Annotated in this window: 16 protein-coding genes and 2 riboswitches; of the genes, 8 read left to right on the plus strand and 8 right to left on the minus strand. The window is 62.2% G+C overall.

Annotated features, from left to right (window positions below; all coding sequences use genetic code 11):
* Positions 1–8 precede the first annotated feature (8 nt).
* A riboswitch (glycine riboswitch) is annotated at positions 9–101 on the plus strand.
* 5 nt (positions 102–106) lie between these two features.
* A riboswitch (glycine riboswitch) is annotated at positions 107–214 on the plus strand.
* Positions 215–249: 35 nt separating this feature from the next.
* From gcvT to NLI84_RS03600, 4 genes are all read left to right on the plus strand, one after another.
* A complete protein-coding gene (gene gcvT, locus NLI84_RS03585; protein ID WP_255988225.1) occupies positions 250–1,335 on the plus strand; it encodes a glycine cleavage system aminomethyltransferase GcvT in 1,086 nt (361 codons plus the stop codon).
* Positions 1,336–1,406: 71 nt separating this feature from the next.
* Complete coding sequence (gene gcvH, locus NLI84_RS03590; RefSeq protein WP_255988226.1) at positions 1,407–1,793, plus strand: glycine cleavage system protein GcvH; 387 nt, start codon at positions 1,407–1,409, stop codon at positions 1,791–1,793.
* 88 nt (positions 1,794–1,881) lie between these two features.
* Positions 1,882–4,746: an aminomethyl-transferring glycine dehydrogenase gene (gcvP, locus tag NLI84_RS03595; protein WP_255988227.1), complete on the plus strand. Its 2,865-nt coding sequence runs from the start codon at positions 1,882–1,884 to the stop codon at positions 4,744–4,746.
* 29 nt (positions 4,747–4,775) lie between these two features.
* Positions 4,776–5,168 carry a VOC family protein gene (locus tag NLI84_RS03600; RefSeq protein ID WP_255988228.1) on the plus strand — a complete coding sequence of 131 codons (393 nt, stop codon included), beginning with the start codon at positions 4,776–4,778 and terminating at the stop codon, positions 5,166–5,168.
* A 194-nt stretch (positions 5,169–5,362) separates the two neighbouring features.
* On the opposite strand, the gene NLI84_RS03605 is transcribed toward NLI84_RS03600, so the two are convergent.
* Positions 5,363–6,862, minus strand: coding sequence for an alpha-L-fucosidase (locus NLI84_RS03605; RefSeq protein WP_255988230.1), 1,500 nt, complete (start codon positions 6,860–6,862; stop codon positions 5,363–5,365).
* A 466-nt stretch (positions 6,863–7,328) separates the two neighbouring features.
* Here NLI84_RS03605 and NLI84_RS03610 point away from each other — a divergent pair, with 466 nt between their 5' ends.
* Positions 7,329–7,835, plus strand: a complete 507-nt coding sequence (locus NLI84_RS03610; RefSeq protein WP_255988231.1) for a glycine cleavage system transcriptional repressor — start codon at positions 7,329–7,331, stop codon at positions 7,833–7,835.
* Position 7,836: 1 nt separating this feature from the next.
* Here the strand turns inward: NLI84_RS03610 and NLI84_RS03615 are convergent, their stop codons facing one another.
* On the minus strand, positions 7,837–8,622 hold the full coding sequence (locus tag NLI84_RS03615) for a YdcF family protein (protein WP_255988232.1): 786 nt from the start codon (positions 8,620–8,622) through the stop codon (positions 7,837–7,839).
* Positions 8,623–8,781: 159 nt separating this feature from the next.
* On the opposite strand from NLI84_RS03615, the gene ychF reads away from it, so the two are divergent.
* The gene (gene ychF / locus NLI84_RS03620; protein WP_255988233.1) at positions 8,782–9,873 is read left to right on the plus strand and encodes a redox-regulated ATPase YchF; all 1,092 of its coding nucleotides are present in this window, start codon (positions 8,782–8,784) and stop codon (positions 9,871–9,873) included.
* A 308-nt stretch (positions 9,874–10,181) separates the two neighbouring features.
* Positions 10,182–10,640: a hypothetical protein gene (locus NLI84_RS03625; protein ID WP_255988235.1), complete on the plus strand. Its 459-nt coding sequence runs from the start codon at positions 10,182–10,184 to the stop codon at positions 10,638–10,640.
* Between the two features lie 140 nt (positions 10,641–10,780).
* On the opposite strand, the gene NLI84_RS19215 is transcribed toward NLI84_RS03625, so the two are convergent.
* The 3 genes from NLI84_RS19215 to NLI84_RS03640 all read right to left on the minus strand — a co-directional run bounded on the left by NLI84_RS19215 (position 10,781) and on the right by NLI84_RS03640 (position 14,303).
* On the minus strand, positions 10,781–11,248 hold the full coding sequence (locus NLI84_RS19215; protein WP_373316878.1) for a GNAT family N-acetyltransferase: 468 nt from the start codon (positions 11,246–11,248) through the stop codon (positions 10,781–10,783).
* 2 nt (positions 11,249–11,250) lie between these two features.
* Positions 11,251–11,916: a DNRLRE domain-containing protein gene (locus NLI84_RS03635; RefSeq protein ID WP_255988237.1), complete on the minus strand. Its 666-nt coding sequence runs from the start codon at positions 11,914–11,916 to the stop codon at positions 11,251–11,253.
* 350 nt (positions 11,917–12,266) lie between these two features.
* Positions 12,267–14,303, minus strand: a complete 2,037-nt coding sequence (locus tag NLI84_RS03640; protein ID WP_255988238.1) for a S9 family peptidase — start codon at positions 14,301–14,303, stop codon at positions 12,267–12,269.
* Between the two features lie 70 nt (positions 14,304–14,373).
* Between NLI84_RS03640 and NLI84_RS03645 the strand changes: the two genes are divergently transcribed.
* On the plus strand, positions 14,374–14,859 hold the full coding sequence (locus tag NLI84_RS03645) for a hypothetical protein (protein WP_255988239.1): 486 nt from the start codon (positions 14,374–14,376) through the stop codon (positions 14,857–14,859).
* Between the two features lie 29 nt (positions 14,860–14,888).
* On the opposite strand, the gene NLI84_RS03650 is transcribed toward NLI84_RS03645, so the two are convergent.
* The 3 genes from NLI84_RS03650 to NLI84_RS03660 form a co-directional block, all read right to left on the minus strand.
* A complete protein-coding gene (locus NLI84_RS03650; protein WP_255988240.1) occupies positions 14,889–16,175 on the minus strand; it encodes a sensor domain-containing diguanylate cyclase in 1,287 nt (428 codons plus the stop codon).
* A gap of 115 nt (positions 16,176–16,290) precedes the next feature.
* Positions 16,291–17,580 (minus strand): M16 family metallopeptidase, encoded by a 1,290-nt coding sequence (locus NLI84_RS03655; RefSeq protein ID WP_255988241.1) that lies wholly within the window; start codon positions 17,578–17,580, stop codon positions 16,291–16,293.
* 15 nt (positions 17,581–17,595) lie between these two features.
* Positions 17,596–18,879 carry a M16 family metallopeptidase gene (locus tag NLI84_RS03660; RefSeq protein WP_255988243.1) on the minus strand — a complete coding sequence of 428 codons (1,284 nt, stop codon included), beginning with the start codon at positions 18,877–18,879 and terminating at the stop codon, positions 17,596–17,598.
* Between the last annotated feature and the right edge of the window lie 274 nt (positions 18,880–19,153).

Genomic DNA, 19,153 nt, shown 5'->3' on the forward strand with positions numbered 1-19,153 from the left:
GATAATGCCGCCATTCTGCAGGAGAGAGCCGCCCTGTTTCGCGGCCGCCGAAGGCGCAAGTGCACCCGCAATCGCTCAGGCAAAAGGACTGCAAATCGGGGCTCGCCCCGTCCAATCTGGAGAGCGGCGCAAATCGATGCGCCCACCGAAGGGGCTAACGGTTGTGCCGCAAGGCGCGCCGGAAAATCTCAGGTTCAGGGACAGAGGGGTGTGAGGTAGCGCTTATACCCATACACCAAGTGAGCCGGAATGACCGCCCCGCAACGTACCCCCCTGTTCGACGCCCATATCGCAGCCAACGGCAAGCTCGTCGATTTCGCCGGCTGGGAACTGCCCATCCACTATGGCTCGCAGCTGAAGGAACACGAAACCGTGCGCAGCGACGCCGGCGTGTTCGATGTCTCGCATATGACCGTGGTCGACGTCACCGGCCCGGATGCCACCCGCTACCTGCAGTACCTGCTCGCCAACGATGTGGCCAAGCTCGGCTTTGAGGGCAAGGCGCTGTACTCCGGCATGCTGAACCAGCGCGGCGGCGTGATCGACGATCTGATCGTCTACAAGACCGCGTGGGACTACCGCGTGGTGGTCAACGCCGCCACCCGCGCCAAGGATCTGGCGTGGATGCGCGAACAGGCCGCAATGTTTCACGTGGAACTTGTCGAGCGCGCCGAGCTCGCCATGCTGGCGATCCAGGGCCCCAACGCCATCGCCAAGGTAAACGCCGCCAAGCCCGAACTCGCCACGCTGATCGCCAGCCTGCAGGTGTTCCAGGGCCTGCCCTTGGGTGACTGGTTCGTCGCCCGCACCGGTTACACCGGCGAGGATGGCCTCGAAATCATGCTGCCCGGCGATCAAGCGATTGCCTTCTGGAACGCGCTGCTCGCCGCCGGCGTCGCGCCGACCGGGCTGGGTGCGCGCGATACGCTGCGGCTGGAAGCGGGCATGAATCTATACGGCCATGAAATGGACGACAGCATCTCGCCGCTGGCCGCCGGCATGGGCTGGACCGTCGCCTGGAATCCGCCCGAGCGTGACTTCATCGGCCGCAAGGTGATCGAAGCCGAGAAAACCAACGGCCCGGCGTTCAAGCAAGTCGGCCTGGTGCTCGAAGGCCGCGGCGTGCTGCGCGCCGGCCAGATCGTCAAAACAGCCGCTGGCGATGGTGTGATCACCAGCGGCACCTTCAGCCCCACGCTCAAGCTCTCCATCGCGATGGCGCGTGTGCCGAGCGCAGCAGCCGGCACGGTCGACGTCGACATCCGTGGCAAGCTGGAGCCCGCACGGATCGTGAAAATGCCGTTTGTACGCAACGGCAAGCAGGTTTTCGAATAACCGACACACGGGTGCGCGTACTGCCGCCCTCTTCCATCAAGCAATCCATACATCGAATCTGGAGCCCAAGCATGAGCAACGTCCCCGCCGAACTGAAATACGTCGACACCCACGAATGGCTGCGCGTCGAAGCCGACGGCACCGTCACCATCGGCATCACCGATCACGCGCAGGAGCTGCTGGGCGACATCGTTTACGTCGAGCTGCCGGAAGTCGGTGCCAGCTACGGGGCAGGCGATACCACGGGCGTGGTCGAGTCGGTGAAGGCGGCCAGCGACATCTACGCGCCGATCGCCGGCGAAGTCGTCGCCATCAACGAAGACCTGCCGAATGCGCCGGAATCCGCCAACAGCGATCCCTACGGCGCAGCCTGGTTCTTCCGCGTGAAGCCGGCCAACCCAGCCGATCTCGACGGCCTCCTGGATGCCGCTGGCTACACCGCCCTGATCGGCGCCTGATCCGCCTTCCCCTGATGTGCCCGCCCGCCACAAGCGGGCGGTTTGCCTTGTGCCGGCTGCAGGTCGGCCGTACCGGATAGAACACAGCATGACCACTCCTACCCTCGCCCAGCTCGAAAACCACGACGAATTCATCGCTCGCCACCTCGGCCCCGATGCCGCGGCCCAGGCCGAGATGCTGGCCACGCTGAACGTCGCTTCGCTCGACGCGCTGGTCAGCGAAACCGTGCCGGCCGCGATTCGCCTGCCTGCCGATCTGCCGCTGGCTGCACCGCGCCGCGAAGTCGATGCGCTGGCCGACATCGCCGCGCATGCCCGCCGCAACGTGATCCGCACGTCCTTGCTGGGCCAGGGCTACTACGATACGCACACCCCCAAGGTCATCCTGCGCAATGTGTTCGAGAACCCGGGCTGGTACACCGCCTACACGCCGTACCAGGCCGAGATCGCCCAAGGCCGGCTGGAGGCGCTGCTGAACTACCAGCAGATGGTGATCGATCTGACCGGGCTGGAGCTGGCCAATGCGTCCTTGCTCGACGAGGCAACCGCTGCCGCCGAAGCGATGGCGATGGCGCGACGCATCAGCAAGTCCAAATCCAACGTGTTCTTCGTCGACGCGGCGGTGTTCCCGCAGACGCTGGATGTGCTGAAGACCCGCGCCGCCGGCTTCGGCTTCGAGCTGAAGGTCGGTTCGGTCGACGAGGCCGCCAGCGCGGATGTGTTCGGCGCACTGCTGCAATACCCGGGCGATGACGGCGAGGTGCGTGATCTGGCACCGGCCATCGCTGCGCTCAAGGCGGGTAGCGCGGTCGTGGCCATTGCCACCGATCTGCTGGCGCTGGTGTTGCTGAAATCGCCGGGCGAACTCGGTGCCGATATTGCCCTCGGTTCCGCCCAACGCTTCGGCGTACCCATGGGCTTCGGCGGCCCGCACGCCGCCTTCTTCGCCACCCGCGACGAGCACAAGCGCTCGGTGCCAGGCCGCATCATCGGCGTGTCGGTCGATACGCGTGGCAAGACCGCCTTGCGCATGGCGCTGCAGACGCGCGAGCAGCACATCCGCCGCGAGAAGGCCAATTCCAACATCTGCACCTCGCAAGTGCTGCTGGCCAATATCGCCGGCCTGTACGGGGTCTACCATGGCCCGGCCGGCCTCAAGCGCATCGCCGGCCGCGTAGCGCGCCTTGCCGCGATCTTCGCTGCCGGCCTCAAGCAAGGCGGCGTGCAGGTGCTGAACGGCAGTGCTTTCGATACGCTGCGCATCGCCGTGGCCGGCGCGGCCGCGCTGGTCGCCAAGGCTGATGCGGCTGGCTACAACGTCCGCCTGGTCGATGCGAACACGGTTGCCGTGTCGTTTGACGAAGTGACGACGCGCGATGACATCGCAGCACTGTGGACGGTGTTCGGCGTCAGCGCCGACGTCGATGCGATCGATGCGACCGCGGCCAGCCTGATCCCCGCGGGTCTCGTGCGCAGCTCCGCCATCCTCACGCACCCGGTGTTCAACCGCTATCACACCGAGCACGAGATGCTGCGCTACATGAAGCGGCTGGAGAATAAGGATCTGGCGCTTAATCACTCGATGATTTCGCTCGGCAGCTGCACGATGAAGCTCAATGCCACCAGCGAGATGATTCCGGTCACCTGGCCGGAATTTGGCCGTATCCACCCGTTTGCCCCGTTGGATCAGACCGAGGGCTATGTGGCGATGATCGAGGAACTGGCCGAGTGGCTGCGTGTGATCACTGGCTTCGACAGCGTCTGCATGCAGCCGAACTCCGGCGCGCAGGGCGAATACGCCGGCCTGGTTGCCATCCAGCGCTATCACCAGTCGCGTGGCGATAGCCATCGCACCATCTGCCTGATCCCCAAGTCCGCTCATGGCACCAATCCGGCCACGGCGCAGATGCTGGGTCTGTCGGTGATCGTGGTCGATTGCGACGAGGCCGGGAACGTCGATGTGGCCGATCTCAAGGCCAAGGCGGAAAAACACGCGGCCGAGCTGTCGTGCCTGATGCTCACCTACCCGTCCACCCACGGCGTGTTCGAGGAAGCGGTGCGCGAGATCTGCGAGGTGATCCACGCCCACGGTGGCCAGGTCTACATGGATGGCGCCAACCTCAATGCCCAGGTCGGCCTGACCGCACCCGGCTTCATCGGCGCCGATGTCAGCCACATGAATCTGCACAAGACCTTCTGCATCCCGCACGGCGGCGGCGGCCCCGGCATGGGCCCGATCGGCCTGAAGGCGCACCTGGCGCCGTTCGTGCCCAACCACGCGGTGCGCGCGGTACCGGGCGAGAGCGTCGGCCAGAGCGCGGTATCGGCCGCGCCGTATGGCTCGGCGTCCATCCTGCCGATCTCGTGGATGTATATCGCGATGATGGGTGGCAAGGGGCTGAAGGCAGCTACGTCGGTGGCGCTGCTCAACGCCAACTATGTTGCCAGCAAGCTTTCCGGCCATTACCCGGTGCTCTACACCGGCAAGAATGGTCGCGTGGCACACGAATGCATCATCGACATCCGCCCGATCAAGGCGGCATGCGGCGTATCGGAAGTCGACATTGCCAAGCGGCTGATGGACTACGGCTTCCACGCACCGACCATGAGCTTCCCGGTGCCGGGCACCATCATGATCGAGCCGACCGAATCCGAATCCAAGATGGAACTCGATCGCTTCATCGAGGCGCTGATCAGCATCCGTGCCGAGATTGCCCGCGTGGAAGCTGGCGAGTGGCCTGCCGACAGCAATCCGCTGAAAAACGCGCCGCACACGCAGATGGATGTGATCAGCAGCGAGTGGGATAGACCTTACAGCCGCGACGTTGCCGTGTTCCCGCTGGCCTGGGTGCGCGACAACAAGTTCTGGCCCAGCGTGAACCGCATCGACGATGTATACGGCGACCGCAACCTGTTCTGCGCGTGCGTGCCGATGGATGAGTACCAGTCCTGATCGACGTTTCTGAGCGAGGTCGGATGGTCATGCTGCACCACCTTTCCTTCGGCGTAGCCGACCTCGCCCGCGCTGCGGCGTTCTACGATGCGGCGCTGGCTGCGCTTGGCTACCGGCGGGTGTTCGAGAGCGAGACGGCGATCGGCTACGGCGTGGAAGATGGCAAGGACAAGTTCTGCCTCAAGCTGCGAGCGCAGGCCCAAGCGCCGGGCGCCGGGTTTCATCTCGCCTTTGCCGCGCCGTCACGCGCTGCCGTCGATGCCTTTCATGCGGCGGCGCTGAGGCACGGCGGCATTGGCAATGGCGCGCCCGGTTTGAGGCGGCATTACGGCGCCCACTACTATGCGGCATACGTGATCGATCCCGATGGCCACCCGGTCGAGGCCGTCATCAACACGCCGGAATCGACCGGCATTGTCTAGCTGGGAATTCAGCGAGCGCGATTGGCGTGCGCGGTCTTATCATCGGCCGCGCCATGCGGGCCGCGCCCGAATAGCCGGCCTACTTGCTGGGAGCTACGCGCCGCGCTGGCGGCGTTGTCCGGGAGCTCGCGGCGCCGGCTGCATCAACCATGCTGATGCCGACGGTCCGCGAGTATCCGGACTATGGACCAGCGCTAGCTTGCCGCTGCTTTTTCGCCTGCCGGCGCACGTGGCGCGATGGTGGCTTCGAGCTTCAACACCAGTGGCTCGCGCGGCGTGCGCTTGATGGAGGCGAAATCGACAACGGTCGTGCCCTTGGCTGCATTGCGTTGCAGGGCGACAGCCTTGCCATCGACCAGCGTCACCGCGTTGCGGACCTTGACGGTCGCGTCGGTCAGCGTGATCGACGTGATATGGGCATCCGGCACAAACAGGTACAGATACGTTTTGCCATCCGCGCCAGTTTTGGTCGTGGATTTGATTCCGGGCAGGCCGGCTTGAGTGTCGTATATGGCTTCGGCGTTCTGCCGCACCCATGCGCCAACGGCGGCGAACTCGGTCAGCAAGGCATCCTGCAGCGACCCGTCGCCACGCGGGCCGATATTCAGCACAAAGTTCTTGCTGTTCGCGATGCTGTCTATCAGTTGCCGGAAGATCCATTCGCGCTCATGGATCGTTGCCGTATCGAGATAGCCCCAGGTTCCCGCCCGGTTGTTGCCAAGCTGGCTGGTATCCACCGATTCTCCAGCCACCTGCTCATCGCCCCCGGCCGCGCCACGCTCGCCGATGGTGAAATCTTCACCGGGAAGCAGGCCGCTGGCGCCGATGCCCTTGTTGTTGGCGATCAGCGTGGTGGCTTGCGCTGTCCGTACCGCCGAATAGATATCGGAGATGTTCCACAGCGCTTTGTCCTCCTGAGCGAGATAGCCATCAAACCAGATCGCGCCGATTGGGCCGTACTGCGTCAGCAGCTCGCCAAGCTGCTTCTTCATGAATGTGCGGTAGCGCTTCCAGTCGCCCTTCTGGTTCTGGTACAGCTTCAGATGGGTATAGACCGATAGGTCTTCCCATTGTGCGGGTGCGGTGGACGCGGGGTAGTCCGGGTTCGTCCAGTCGAGCAGGGAGTAATAGAGCATCAGCTTGAGGCCTTGCTTCGCGCATTCGTCCGCAAAGGCCTTCACCATGTCGACCTTGGTGCCAAATTGGGTCGAGTTGAAGGCGCGCGCGTAGGGACTAGCCTTGCTGTCCCACAGGCTGAAGCCGTCGTGATGCCGGGATACCAGGATGATGTAGCGCATGCCAGTGTCCTTGGCGAGCTTCACCATCTGCGCAATCGCGGCCGGATTCGTATTGAATTTCGGCGCATAGGCTTTGTAGGCGTCCAGTCCGGATTGCTGGCCGTTGTTGAATTCGGGCAGGACGCCCAGCGACCATTCGCCCTTGCCGATCGGGCTGAAAATGCCCCAATGGATGAACATGCCGAATTTGGCGTTGCGATACCATTCGAGCATCTGGGCCCGGGTGGTGATGGCTGACGTCTGGGTGGCGGTCGTGGCGGGCGCGGTCTCGGCTGCGATAGCCTGGCCGCCGCTCAGCAGCAGTGCGACCGACATTGCGAGTATTGCGTGCTTCATGGGACGACTCCTTTCTGCATGGCGATGTTGCGGAGCGTGCGTCCTGCCATCCTGGCGCATCGGTCGCTCGCCGGAATACCGGCGAGCCCCGACTTGATTTGAGGGCGCGTATGGCGGCTGACGGGGCCGGTGGCTCAGTGTGGCGCAGATAGGTAGATCGGTGTGCTGTAGCCAGGCTGAATCCGCATTGTCAATTTAGCCGCGAATTTCTGGCATGAAATGCCATTTCAACTTGCGCAATTCGAAAATTGGTGTGGACGGATCGGCGCTACGCCAAACTGTACGGCCAGCGCAGATCCCGATCACGGATTCTGCGATTGCTTACAGCCATGTCACAGTGTGCTCTGCCTTGGGTGGCTGTTCTGGTCGTGATCGCTTCGGGGCTGGTCGGCACGCCTGTGCCAGGGGAATCGCAGGCACCCGTAGCGCATTTGCCGCCCCGGCTGGTTTTTAGCAGCGCGGCTTCTCACGTATCCTGTGCAGCGAACCGTCGTTGTCTGGCCCCCATAGAATGGAAGCTCCAACCATGAATGCCTCCCTCGTTCTTACCGTCCTCGGCCGTGACAAGCCGGGCCTTGTCGAACAGCTGGCCGAAACGCTGGCCGCGCATGAAGCGAACTGGCTGGAGTCGGCGCTGAGCCGCCTCGCCGGCCAGTTTGCCGGCGTGCTGCGCATCGAGGTGGCGGCCGAGCGCCGCGCTGCGCTGGAAGGCGCGCTGGCCGCGCTGACCGATCTTACCGTCAGCGTGGTCGAAGGCGGTGCCGAGCCGGAGTTCACCTACGAATTCACGCTGTCGGTCTCGGCACATGATCGCGTCGGCATCGTCAAGGAAGTGAGCCAGGTGCTGGCGCGCCATGGCGTCAACGTCGAGCAGCTCAGTACCGAGGTGACGCCGGCGGCGATGTCGAGCGAGATCATGTTCTACGCCGACGCGGTGCTGCGCGCGCCAGCCGGGTTCGACGCGGACGCGCTGCAGCATGATCTGGAAGCGTTGTCGGACGATCTCTTCGTCGAGATCGGGCAGGACGAATAATTCAGAACTCGCCAAGCGTCCACGAGATCGCGACGGCGAAGTATTCGCGCAACCAGGCGTTGTAGCGGACCAGCAGCGGCGTGGGCGCACCGGCCGTCATCACCTTGCCGTAGCCTTGTCGTTTCGCGATCCGCCGCGCGCGCCAGACGTGGAAATCGCTGCTGACCACCAGCACCGGCAGCGTATCGGCTGCCAGACCGCGTGTGCCTAGTACGCGATGACTGAACAGCAGGTTTTCCTCGGTGCTGGTGCTGCGGTTCTCTTCGAGGATGCGCGCCTGTGCGATGCCCTGCCCGGCCAGGTACTGACGCATCGCCGCCGCTTCGCTGATGTCCTCGGAGAGGCCCTGACCCCCGGAGACGACGATGGCCGCGGCCGGATAGCGCTTGGCCCATTGCAACGTTTCGTCCAGTCGCAACTGCAGCATCGGTGCTGGCTGTGAGCCGTTCAACCCCGATCCGAGCACCACGATGGCAGCGGGTGCCTGCGGCAGCTGGGTCGTTTGTTGGCGTGCAAGATGCCAGAAGAACAGCAGCAATGTGATGAGCCAGATCAGGCCGATCCACCACGCGGCGCGCCAAGCGCGTGAGCGCCAGGCGGCTCTGCCCAGCCAGGCCTGCCAGCGCCGCGCCAGCAGTACCGGTGCGATCAGGCCCAGGCCCAGCGCCAAAGGCAGCAAGGTGCCGACATTCAGTTTGCCGCTGAGGCACCAGGCCAGCCCATCCAGCGCCAAGAGCGATCCGAGCAACAAACGCATCCGTGTTCCCCAGCTTCCGTAGGCGGGCATGGGCTTATCCTGTGTGGGCGAAGCTGCGGATTATCGCCAACCTGGTGGCCGCGGTAAAACCATGCCAAGCCCCATATCGCGTGCTGCTTTAGCTTGTACGCTAAGTCACGGTAAAATAGCGGGTTTTACGGGCCAGCCCCGCCACCTACAGGATTTAGCATGAGTCTCCAATGCGGCATCGTCGGCCTACCCAACGTCGGCAAGTCCACGCTTTTCAACGCGCTGACCAAGGCCGGCATTGAAGCCGCCAACTACCCGTTCTGCACCATCGAGCCCAATGTGGGCGTGGTGGAGGTGCCGGATCCGCGCCTGACGCAGCTCTCCGCCATCGTCAATCCGCAGAAGGTGGTGCCGGCCATTGTCGAGTTCGTCGACATTGCCGGCCTTGTTGCCGGCGCTTCCAAGGGTGAGGGCCTGGGCAACCAGTTCCTCGCCAACATTCGCGAGACCGACGCGATTGTGAACGTGGTGCGCTGCTTCAACGACGACAACATCGTGCACGTGGCCGGCCGCATCGATCCGATCGACGACATCATCGTGATCGGCACTGAACTCGCGCTGGCTGATCTTGCCACGGTAGAGAAATCGATCCAGCGCGACGGCAAGAAGGCCAAGAGCGGCGACAAGGAAGCGATCGCGCTGGTGAAGGTGCTGGAAAAACTGGTGCCGCACCTGAACGAAGGCAAACCGGCGCGCTCGGCCGGCCTCTCCGCCGAGGAAAAGCTGCAAATCAAATCGCTGTGCCTGCTCACCATCAAGCCGGCGATGTACGTGGCCAACGTGGCCGAGGACGGCTTCGAGAACAACCCGCTGCTCGACAAGGTGCGCGTCCACGCCGCCGCCGAGGGCGCCCCGGTGGTGGCGGTCTGCGCCGCCATCGAATCGGAAATCGCCGAGCTCGACGACGCTGACAAGGCCGAGTTCCTCGCCGAGCTGGGCCAGAGCGAACCGGGTCTCAATCGATTGATCCGCGCCGCCTACGATCTGCTGGGCCTGCAGACCTACTTCACCGCCGGCGTGAAGGAAGTGCGTGCCTGGACCATCCACAAGGGCGACACCGCGCCGCAGGCGGCCGGCGTGATCCACACCGATTTCGAGCGCGGCTTCATCCGCTCGCAGACCATAGCCTTTGACGACTTCATCCAGTACAAAGGTGAACAGGGCGCCAAGGAAGCCGGCAAGATGCGCGCCGAAGGCAAGGAATACGTGGTGAAGGATGGCGACGTGCTGAACTTCCTGTTCAACGTCTAAACGCCATTATCGTCGCAAAAAAAGCCAGCTGGCGTAATGCCAGCCAGTTCAGTCCGGGCGGACTATTTCTGAGGGGCTTTCAATGCAAAAAGGAGCGCGGAATGCGCTCCTTTTTGCATCGTGCTGTGGTTTCTCGGCTCTATAACTGACCTGCATTGGGGTTCTGGCCCTGTTCTACGCGAGTAGGCAGATGTATAAGTGGCTGGTTGTTGGCCAAGCACTGATATCATGAGCGACTTGGATTGTCAGGATGCACGTGCGCTTTTGGGCACTTATTTGCGATTTGTCTGTTCTTGGGGGGGGCTAAATTGAAAATCAAAACTATCCTTATTCTTCTCTCGCTGCTGATGTCAGGGTGTGCATCATATCCAATGTATACACATGAAAAAGCACCTGATGATGTAAAAATAACTTTTGGTGCAAATAATCAAGCTCAAGTTAATTATTATTGCGATGATTGCAATGAGGAAAAAGGGTTTACCATCTCTGATGGCCGAGCAACAGTGTCGCATTTTTTTCCGAGTAATAAAGAGTTGACCTTCTCGTGGTATTACTCGCATATGAGCTTCTCAATTACAGGAAATACCATCTACCAGTGTGCGCTTGAAGGTAAGTTTGTGCCCGAAGTGAATCAAGAGTATCTGGCGATGGCAGAGTTTTTGGAGGGCCATCGAAAGTGCATGGTTTCCTTGCAAAGAAGGATCCTGAATGAGTATGGGAATCCTACATGGGAGCTGGTGCCCATGATCCTTAGAAGAAAGAATTGACTGTTTTTGTATAAACCGGGGCTGCATCTCAAATTTGAGTAATAGCAGCCCCAATGATTCGCATGAGCAACGTTGAAGAAAACAGGAGATTAACCTCATGCCGGTTAGTTAAGTCTTGGTGGACTACTTTTGAGGGGTGTTCAATGCAACAAGGAGTACTGAAAGCGCTCGTTTTTGTATCGTCCTACAGCTTGGCGTTTCTTAAGTACCAGACATTTGCCAGCCGGCTGGGTTTTTGTTTGCGGCAGCGCTGCAGCTTCTTTTGCCAGAACATCGCCTGTCCCATGGCCGGATCGAGTGCATAACCGGCGTAATCGTGGGCCTGGTACAGCGCCCTTGCCGCTGCGTTGCCCTCCAGCACCTCCAACGTGAGCTTGCAAACATCCAAGCCGCCGCGCCAGTGCCTCGGCTTCATCGAGAAGGCGAGCACCTATGCCTTGACCTCGCAGGTCCGGGCTGACGGCGAGATCGTGGATGTTCAGTAGCGGCCGGCAGGCGAAGGTGGAAAAGCCTTCAAAACAGATGGCGATGCCGGCAGGTGCTTCACCTTGAAACGCGACTCTTCCTGGAGAACCTGCGTCGACTGCAGTTCTCCAGGAGAGCCTGATGCTTAGGCTGCCTGGTGTTTACGCCGGCGCGCTGCGATCAAGCCGATCAGGCCCAGGCCCATCAGCGCATAGGTTTCCGGCTCCGGGACCGGCGCGATGGTCAGGTTGGGTGTGAAGCCGCCACTGCCTGCGCTGGAGGTGAAGTAGACGTAGGGGTTGTCCTGGTCGATGCGTTGCAGCGTGATGCCGTAGTTGGCAAAGCTGCCATTGGCCCAGCCCTGTACCAGTGTGCTGATATCCACCGAGCGGGCTACCGCTTCGTCGTTGTCATTGATCGCCAGGATGGCCGCCGGCGTGGCATCGAAACTCGGGCGGCTTGCCCAGTCGCTGGTCACGCCTTCCCAGGCGCTGGTGTTGCGGTAGATGCCGAACTGGGCGCCGTTGCCCCAGTTGAACTGATGGTAGAGATTGAGCTGCGCCTGCAGGTTGATGCCAGCAAACGACGAGACATCGAACTGCAGCAGGCCCACGTTCTGGTAGGCGGTGGTCCAGTTGACCGTCAGGTGGTTACCCGCCACACCGCCATCATGAAACCCATTGAGAAAGGTCATGCCATTGGTCACATTGGCGACGTGGCTGGCGTTGACGGTGGCTGGAATCAGCGTTGCGTGGGTATAGCTTGCGGCCAGCAGTAGCAGCGCCGTTGCAACGGCGTTCAGTTTCTTCATGATGATCCTCTGTTTGTAGGTCGTGATGATGTGCGTACACGCGCCACAATGCTTGCCAGCAGCCTTGCAATCATATGAGCGCAACAAGAAAGCTTGAACTCGATTTGTTGCAAGCTTGCGGCGTGTGCATTATCGTCGAATGCCAACGGGATGGCACTCCCGGTCGCAGCACCTGGATGTTCGGTTGCTTATGTAGCCAGCCGGCAGTAGCGGCGGCATTGGCTCGAATATCTTCGGATGACGCCGGACTGCGGCGTCTGTTCAAAGAGTGGCCAAGTTCATCGGGGAAAGCAGCAACTGCGGTTGATCACGGTGGGTCGCTTCAGCCGGTATTGAATCGGTTCACCGCCTCACAACCCGAGCGCGGCGCTGTACGCCACGGCAGTTTCGCGCAAATGATCGAACCTCCCGCTTGCGCCGCCGTGTCCTGCGTCCAGATTGGTGATGAATAGCAGCGGGTTGGCATCGGCCTTCAGCGCGCGCAGCCTGGCCACATACTTGGCGGGCTCCCAGTACATCACCTGACTGTCGTTCAGCGAGGTGCGCACCAGCATCGCCGGGTAGGCGGTGGCGGCGAGGTTGTCGTACGGCGAGTAGGCGCGCAGCCAGCCATATTGTTCGCGCCGGTTCGGATTGCCCCATTCCTCGTATTCGCCCACTGTCAAAGGCAGGTCCGGATCGAGCATCGTCGTCAGCACGTCGACGAAGGGCACTTCGAGGATGGCGAGGCGGCACAGATCGGGTCGCTGGTTGAGCACGGCGCCCATCAGCAGGCCACCGGCGCTGCCGCCTTCGATCACCAGTTGCTGCGGTGTGGTGTGATCGGTGGCGAACAGGTGCTCGGCGCAGGCAATGAAATCGCTGAAGCTGTAATGCTTGTTGGCGAGCCGGCCGGCATCGTGCCAGGTCTTGCCCAGATCGCCCCCGCCGCGGATATGGGCAACGGCGTAAACGAAACCGCGATCAAGCAGCGAGAGCCGGCTCGACGAGAAATACACGTCGTTGGGCGAGCCGTAGGCGCCATAACCTTCCAGCCACAGCGGGGCCGGGCGCGGTGTGTCGCGGCGCCAGACGAGCGAGATCGGCACCTGGGTGCCGTCGGCTGCGGTAGCCCAGATACGGTCGGTGGCATAGCGCGCCGGGTCAAAGTCGCCGAGTACCGGGCGGCGCTTCATCAGCGTGCGCTCACGCGTGGCCATGTCGTAGTCGTAGACGGTATCCGGCGTGGTCATCGACTCGTAGCCGTAGCGATAAACGCTGCTAGCCCACTCCGCGTTGGCGCCGCCTGATAGGCTGTACGCCGGTTCATCGAAGGCGATGGTGTGCTTGGCGCCGGTGGCCAGCTGGGTGACGACCAGTTGCGACAACCCGTTCACCCTCTCGTGGCAGACCATGTGCTCGCGAAACAGCTCGACGCCTTCGAGCATCACGTCGGCGCGTTCGGTCAGGATTTCGTGCCATGTTTCCGACGTGCCGATCGGGCCATGGTCGGGCACAGTCACCAGGCGAAAATTGCGTCCCTTATCGTTGATGCGCAGCCAGAAGCACTCGTGCCCGTGCTCGATGCCATATTCAACGCCGGCGCGGCGCCGCAGTAAGGTGCGCCAGCGCCCGAGTGGCTTGTCGGCGGCGAGCACGCGGATCTCGCTGGTGGTGTGGCTGCCGGCCTGGCAGATCAAAAAGCGCTGGCTGCGACTCAGGTAGACATCGACACCGAAGCGCTCGTCGCGCTCGTCGCGGACCAGCGCCGGCGCTGCGGTGCCGAGTTGCCAGCGCCACAGCTGGTTGGAGCGCTTGGTCTCGGCATCTTCGGTGCTGAAGAACAGCGTGCGGTTGTCGAGCGCCCAGGCCGCCGAGGTGACACGCTCGGCGGTAAAGTCCCGCAGCGCGCTGCTGACCAGATCCTTGACGTGCAGCGTGTACTGGCGGTAGCCGGTGGCATCGGTGCTATACGCGAGCAATGTGCCATCCGGGCTGACTTCGAACTCGCCGACCTCCATATACGGCTGGCCGGCGGCGAGCGCATTCACGTCGAGCAGCAACTGCTCGGGCTCCATCTGCCATTGGCCTTCATCGCGCCAGTATTTGCGGCACAGCAGCGGGTACTGGCCGCCCACCTCGTAGCGGTAGTAGTACATCCAGTTGCCCAGCCGGTACGGCACCGAACTGTCGTCTTCCTGGATGCGCGCTTTCATCTCGGCGAATAGCGTGTCCTGCAGCGGCTGCAGCGGCGCCAGCGCGGCTTCGGCGTAGGCATTCTCGGCCTTCAAATAGTCGAGCACTGCCGGATCGTCGCGCTCGCGCAGCCAGTAATAATCGTCGATGCGGGTTTCGCCGTGTTTCTTCAGGTGATGCGGGCGACGGGGAGCGATGGGGGGCTGGGGCATGGGACTGGCTGGCAAGGGCGCAAACGTGCAGCATAGCGCTTGTTCCACTGTTGTATCGCATCGATCCACCATGGCCTGGGCAGGCGCCGTGCTATCGAACACGCTGAAATTCGAATTGGCGATGGGGGCGCTGCTAGCGCCCATTGCCGCGCATCTGACAACACTGGTGTTGCTCACTACGGGCGCGATTGCGGCGATGGGGTGGCGCGAGGGGACGGGATTTGGTGGCGCCATGCTGATCGTGCTGGGCGGCGGGCTGATCGTGAACTATGCGCTGCTGTTCTGTCTTGGACTGCCGTTGGCCATCGCGCTGCGCCGCGCGGGGCGATACATGGTGCCGTTGCTGTGCCTGTGCGGATTTGCCGCCGGATGCGTTCCCTTTGCCCTGGTCTTTCCGCATGAGCGCGATGTAGGGATCGCTGCGCTGGGCTACGGGTTTGCAGGTGGGGTCATCGGCCTTATGACTGCCGCCTACATGTGCGGGTTTGCGCTATCGATGTGTCGATCCCGCATCGCGCATGCCCGTCAGCACTCGGTCGCTGGCGGGAACGGCTAGCGCACGGTGTATGGCCGTGGCATCGGTGATCAGTGGCGTTCGGCGTAGCAGATACGGTCTCGCCCCAGGTGCTTGGCCTCGTACAGCAGGCGGTCGGCACGGGAATAGAGCGCATCGAAGCTGGTGTCGGTGGTGCGTCGCTCGGCGACGCCGATACTGGCGGTTACGGTGAGCTCGTGCTCCTCGACCACATAATATTGCACACGGATGGCTGCGAGGATGCGCTCGGCCAGCCCTTCGGCCTCGGCGGTGGCGGTATCCGGCAGCAGGACCGCGAATTCCTCGCCGCCCACCCGGCCCACGATGTCTTCGCGCCGCACCGCGTCCTGCAACAGGCGGGCGAATGATTGCAGCACGGTATCGCCCGCCGGGTGGCCGTACAGATCGTTCACGTCCTTGAAGTGATCGAGGTCCAGCATCAGTAATGTCAGCGGCCGCCGGTGGCGTAGCGAAGCCGAGCATGCCTGCATTGCCAAATCGAAGAACTGCCGCCGGTTGGCAAGCCCGGTGAGCGCATCGGTGATGGATTGCAGCCGCAGCTGTTCCTTCAGGTCGTACAGTTCGGTGATATCGGAGGAGAAGCCGATCAGGGTCTTCACCGTGCTGACCAGATCGAGCGGCACCTTGTGTGACCCATAGTGGCGCACCTTGCCATCGGGCCCGGTCAGGGATTCCTCGCTGGCCTGGCTATGCCCGGTGGCAAATACTTTCTGATCGAGTTGCCAGAACTGGTCCGCCAGCGCTTCGGGCACCAGCTCGCTATCGAGGCACCCGACGATTTCGGCTTGCGAGCGGCCGAACACCTGGGCGACTTTCTGGTTGGCGTAATGAAAGCGCCGCTGGTCGTCCTTCATGTAGATCAGCGCGTCGACATTGTTGAGCACCGTTTCCAGCAGCGTCTGCTGCTGCTCGGCGCGGGCGCGCAATTCCTTCTGCTCGGTGATGTCGGTGGAAATACCGCACATGCCGATGATGTGGCCATCGGCATCGCGCACGGGTTTCTTTACCGTCCAGTACACGCGCTTCTCGCCGGTGGGCAGGACGAAATTGGTTTCCTCTCGCACCACCGTCTCACCGGTTTCCAGCACGTAACGATCGTTTTGCTTGAGCTGGTCGGAGCTGGCGAGATCGAAGAAGACGCCGTCATCGTTGTCGATCACTTCGTCCAGCGTGCGATGGAACTGACTCAGTACGCGTTGGTTGACGTAGGTGTAACAGCCCCGCAGATCCTTGGCATAGATATAGGCGCCGATCTCATCGAGTATGGTGCGCAGGCTGAGGAGCTCGGCCTCGGGATCTGGCGAGATGTCGGTCATGCCGGTGCTCCTCTGTAAGAGAGTTCTCCAGCATAGGCATGGCTCGCCATGTGCGCGATTTTAAACGGGCCTAGTAGCGAGGCCGGCCGGGCGACGCCACACCCGTGTGCAGCGACTACTCCTCGGCGATCACCACCAGCTGGTCCGGCTGGATATAGCGCTGCCAGACCGCGTGCAACTTGGCCGCATCGAGCTTGGCCATGCTTTGTTCCAGCTGACTGTAGTAGTCGAGCGGCCGCTTGTGGAAGGCCACGTCGGCTACCAATGTCAGCAGTTCGCTGTTGGTGGCACCCCACTGGCTCATCTGCAGCAAGTATTGCTCACGCATTTCCGCGAATTCGGCTGCGCTGGGCGCCTGCTGCCAGAATCGGTTGAACTCCTCATTCAGGCGCTTTTGCAGCTCTTCGCGCCGCTCGGATTTAGTGGCCGCGGTCAGCATCAGCAGCCCGCCGCTGCGCATCTGGTCGAGCTGACTGCGGGCGTAGTAGCTGAGCCCATCCTCGGCACGTATGGTCTTGAACAGCCGTGAATTGAAGCTGCTGCCGCCCAACATGTAGTTGCCGAGCAGCAAAGCCGCCGTGTCGTCGATGCTCTGGCTGGGCGCCAGCGGCACGCCGAGCACGATGGCTTTCTGCGGCCCTCTGCTGATGGCCTTCATCTGCCGTGGCGCGTCTATCTTGGCGGGGGCTACGGCAGGCAGGGGCTGAGCTGCGGGGCCGTCGGGCAGGTAAGCGGTCAACGTCTCGGCGATCGATACCGCCCGCTCGCGCGGAATGTCACCAACGATGCTGATGCTCAGATTGGCTGGCGTGTAATAGCGCTTGTGAAAGCGCCGCAACTGCATATTGCTAAGATCGTCCACGCTATCGTGAGTGGCCATCGCGGCCAGTCGATAGGGATGATTGGCCATGGCGGTTGCTTGCAGCCGCGCGCTGGTCGGCGCGTTCTCGACCTTTTCCGGCATTTGCTGGGCTAGCCAGCGCCGGGTGTAGCGCAGCAGCTCTTCGGGATAGACTGGCCGTGCCAGTTGGTCACCAATTTCCTTGGCAAGCAGCGATTCGAGGCCGGCCGAACGGTCCAAGCGTATGGTCATCTGTGCTCGATCAGCATCGATTCGGGTGTTGTACAGGTTGCCCGATTCGATGATGGTCTGCCACGGCTGTTTCTCGCCGATGCGCTCAGGCATCTTATTCAGCAACGCGTGCATGGCCAGCATGGCTACGCCGGGCTCGTCGGCCCTGGCTTCCCCGGCGTCAACGTCGATCGAGATGTCGATCAGCGGGACTTCCGAGCGCGGGACAAAATAGACATCGCTGCCGCGCGGCGTCTTCCAGTGCTCGATCGGCGGAACGGCTAAAGCAGGGAGTGCCAGCAGCGTGGCTACCATCCATATCGCGAAACGCATCGGGAACCTCATGCCTTAGTTGTCCATGGATTGGGCGTCGACGACGACGACTGCGAGCGTGTCGTCGGTCAGGTAATGTTCGGCTACTCGTATCACGTCGGCCCGGCTGACCTCGGAGAGTTGCTGCAACGCGGCCACCTCATCGGCGACGGAGCGGCCTAGGCTGGCGTACAAGCCCAGTTCAGCGGCGGCGTCGTTGAGGCCGTCGTAGGAGAACAGCTTGTGTACCGGCAGTTTCTTGCGTGCGATCTCGACATCCTCGGCGTACAGGCTGTCGCCCTGGTACACACGGATCTGGCGCAGCATGTCGCTTTGCAGCGCCGACCATTTCTTGCCGCGCCGCAACTGGCTGCCATAGGTGAAGACCGGCACATCGCGACCAAGGTCACTGTAGTGCCCCCATTGCCCCGCCGAGAGTTCGCGCAAGCCCTGTTCTCTGGCACCGCCGTTGAGAATCTCGGCCAGCACGCGAAGTGCCGCGCGGTCCGTTCCCGGCAGCTCGGCCGGTAGGCGCCAGGACAGCATCACCATGCTGTTGGGCGCAGAGGCCTTGAGTACCTGCTTGCGGTCTACCTCGGCGATCGGCTGTGGTAGCGGTTCGCGTTGCGCAAGTGTGGTGGCCTTGATCGCGCCGAAATAGCGCTGGATGCTGGCCTTGACCGTTGCCGGGTCCACATCACCAGCAATGACCAGCGTGGCGTTGTTGGGGTGATACCAGCGGTCGTAGAAGCCGCGGAAGTCGCCTATGGTCAGCCCTTGCAGATCAGCTTCGCTGCCGATGACGCCGTCTGCCCAGCGGTGCTTGCCGTACATCTTGTGCTGCAGCTGTTCGATGGCCAGTTGCTGCGCATTGTTGTCGATGCGCATGCGCCGCTCTTCAAGGATGACCTGCAGTTCGGTGCGCATCGTCTTCTCGTCGATCGTCAGGTTGCGCATGCGATCGGCTTCCATTTCCAGCACCGCGTCGAGTGAGCGACTGGGAACCGTGTTGACGTACCAGGTGAAATCGGCGCTGGTCCAGGCATTGGTGCTGCCGCCCAGTGCCCGTACCTGCCGGGTATAGCCGTCGCCCGGCCAGCGCTTGGTGCCCCTGAACATCAGGTGTTCGAAGGCGTGGGCCAGCCCTCCCTTGCCAAGCGTTTCATCGAGCGCGCCAACGCGATACCACAGCTCGGTGTGCACTTGCTGGGCCCGGTGATCTGGGTACAGCACCACGGTCAACCCATTGTCGAGCGTGAACGACGTGGCACGCAGCAGGGGATTGGAAGCCGTCGCCAGCACCGGGAACAACAAGAACAAGCAAAACAGGAATCGCGACATCGCTCGGCAGCCATGAAACAGGACCGGTAATTCTAACATTGGCGTCAACAGGCTGACCAAATGAGAAAGATATTTTTCTGCTTGAGCAAGATACCTTGAGGAATAAAGCCGCAAACTTCGTACGATTTCCCATCTTTCGACGACATGCAATCAACAATGTCAGCCAAAGCCTGACCAGTTTGTGGCCTGGGCTGCCGCGCGGCCCCACCTTGAGCGGGGTTTTCCCGCGGTGACGCGGTGGGCCCGTACTTGA

Origin of the sequence: Chitinolyticbacter albus (assembly GCF_024437655.1) — a bacterium.
Taxonomy (GTDB): domain Bacteria; phylum Pseudomonadota; class Gammaproteobacteria; order Burkholderiales; family Chitinibacteraceae; genus Chitinolyticbacter; species Chitinolyticbacter albus.

Excerpts from the sequence above, each read along its gene's own strand:
- NLI84_RS03645 (WP_255988239.1), top strand. The coding sequence starts at position 14,374 with ATGGCCTGGGCAGGCGCCGTGCTATCGAACACGCTGAAATTCGAATTG.
- gcvT (WP_255988225.1), top strand. The coding sequence starts at position 250 with ATGACCGCCCCGCAACGTACCCCCCTGTTCGACGCCCATATCGCAGCC.
- NLI84_RS03650 (WP_255988240.1), bottom strand. The coding sequence starts at position 16,175 with ATGACCGACATCTCGCCAGATCCCGAGGCCGAGCTCCTCAGCCTGCGC.
- NLI84_RS03615 (WP_255988232.1), bottom strand. The coding sequence starts at position 8,622 with ATGCCCGCCTACGGAAGCTGGGGAACACGGATGCGTTTGTTGCTCGGA.
- ychF (WP_255988233.1), top strand. The coding sequence starts at position 8,782 with ATGAGTCTCCAATGCGGCATCGTCGGCCTACCCAACGTCGGCAAGTCC.
- NLI84_RS03605 (WP_255988230.1), bottom strand. The coding sequence starts at position 6,862 with ATGCGCCAGGATGGCAGGACGCACGCTCCGCAACATCGCCATGCAGAA.
- NLI84_RS03600 (WP_255988228.1), top strand. The coding sequence starts at position 4,776 with ATGCTGCACCACCTTTCCTTCGGCGTAGCCGACCTCGCCCGCGCTGCG.
- NLI84_RS03635 (WP_255988237.1), bottom strand. The coding sequence starts at position 11,916 with ATGAAGAAACTGAACGCCGTTGCAACGGCGCTGCTACTGCTGGCCGCA.
- gcvH (WP_255988226.1), top strand. The coding sequence starts at position 1,407 with ATGAGCAACGTCCCCGCCGAACTGAAATACGTCGACACCCACGAATGG.
- NLI84_RS03610 (WP_255988231.1), top strand. The coding sequence starts at position 7,329 with ATGAATGCCTCCCTCGTTCTTACCGTCCTCGGCCGTGACAAGCCGGGC.
- gcvP (WP_255988227.1), top strand. The coding sequence starts at position 1,882 with ATGACCACTCCTACCCTCGCCCAGCTCGAAAACCACGACGAATTCATC.
- NLI84_RS03655 (WP_255988241.1), bottom strand. The coding sequence starts at position 17,580 with ATGCGTTTCGCGATATGGATGGTAGCCACGCTGCTGGCACTCCCTGCT.
- NLI84_RS03640 (WP_255988238.1), bottom strand. The coding sequence starts at position 14,303 with ATGCCCCAGCCCCCCATCGCTCCCCGTCGCCCGCATCACCTGAAGAAA.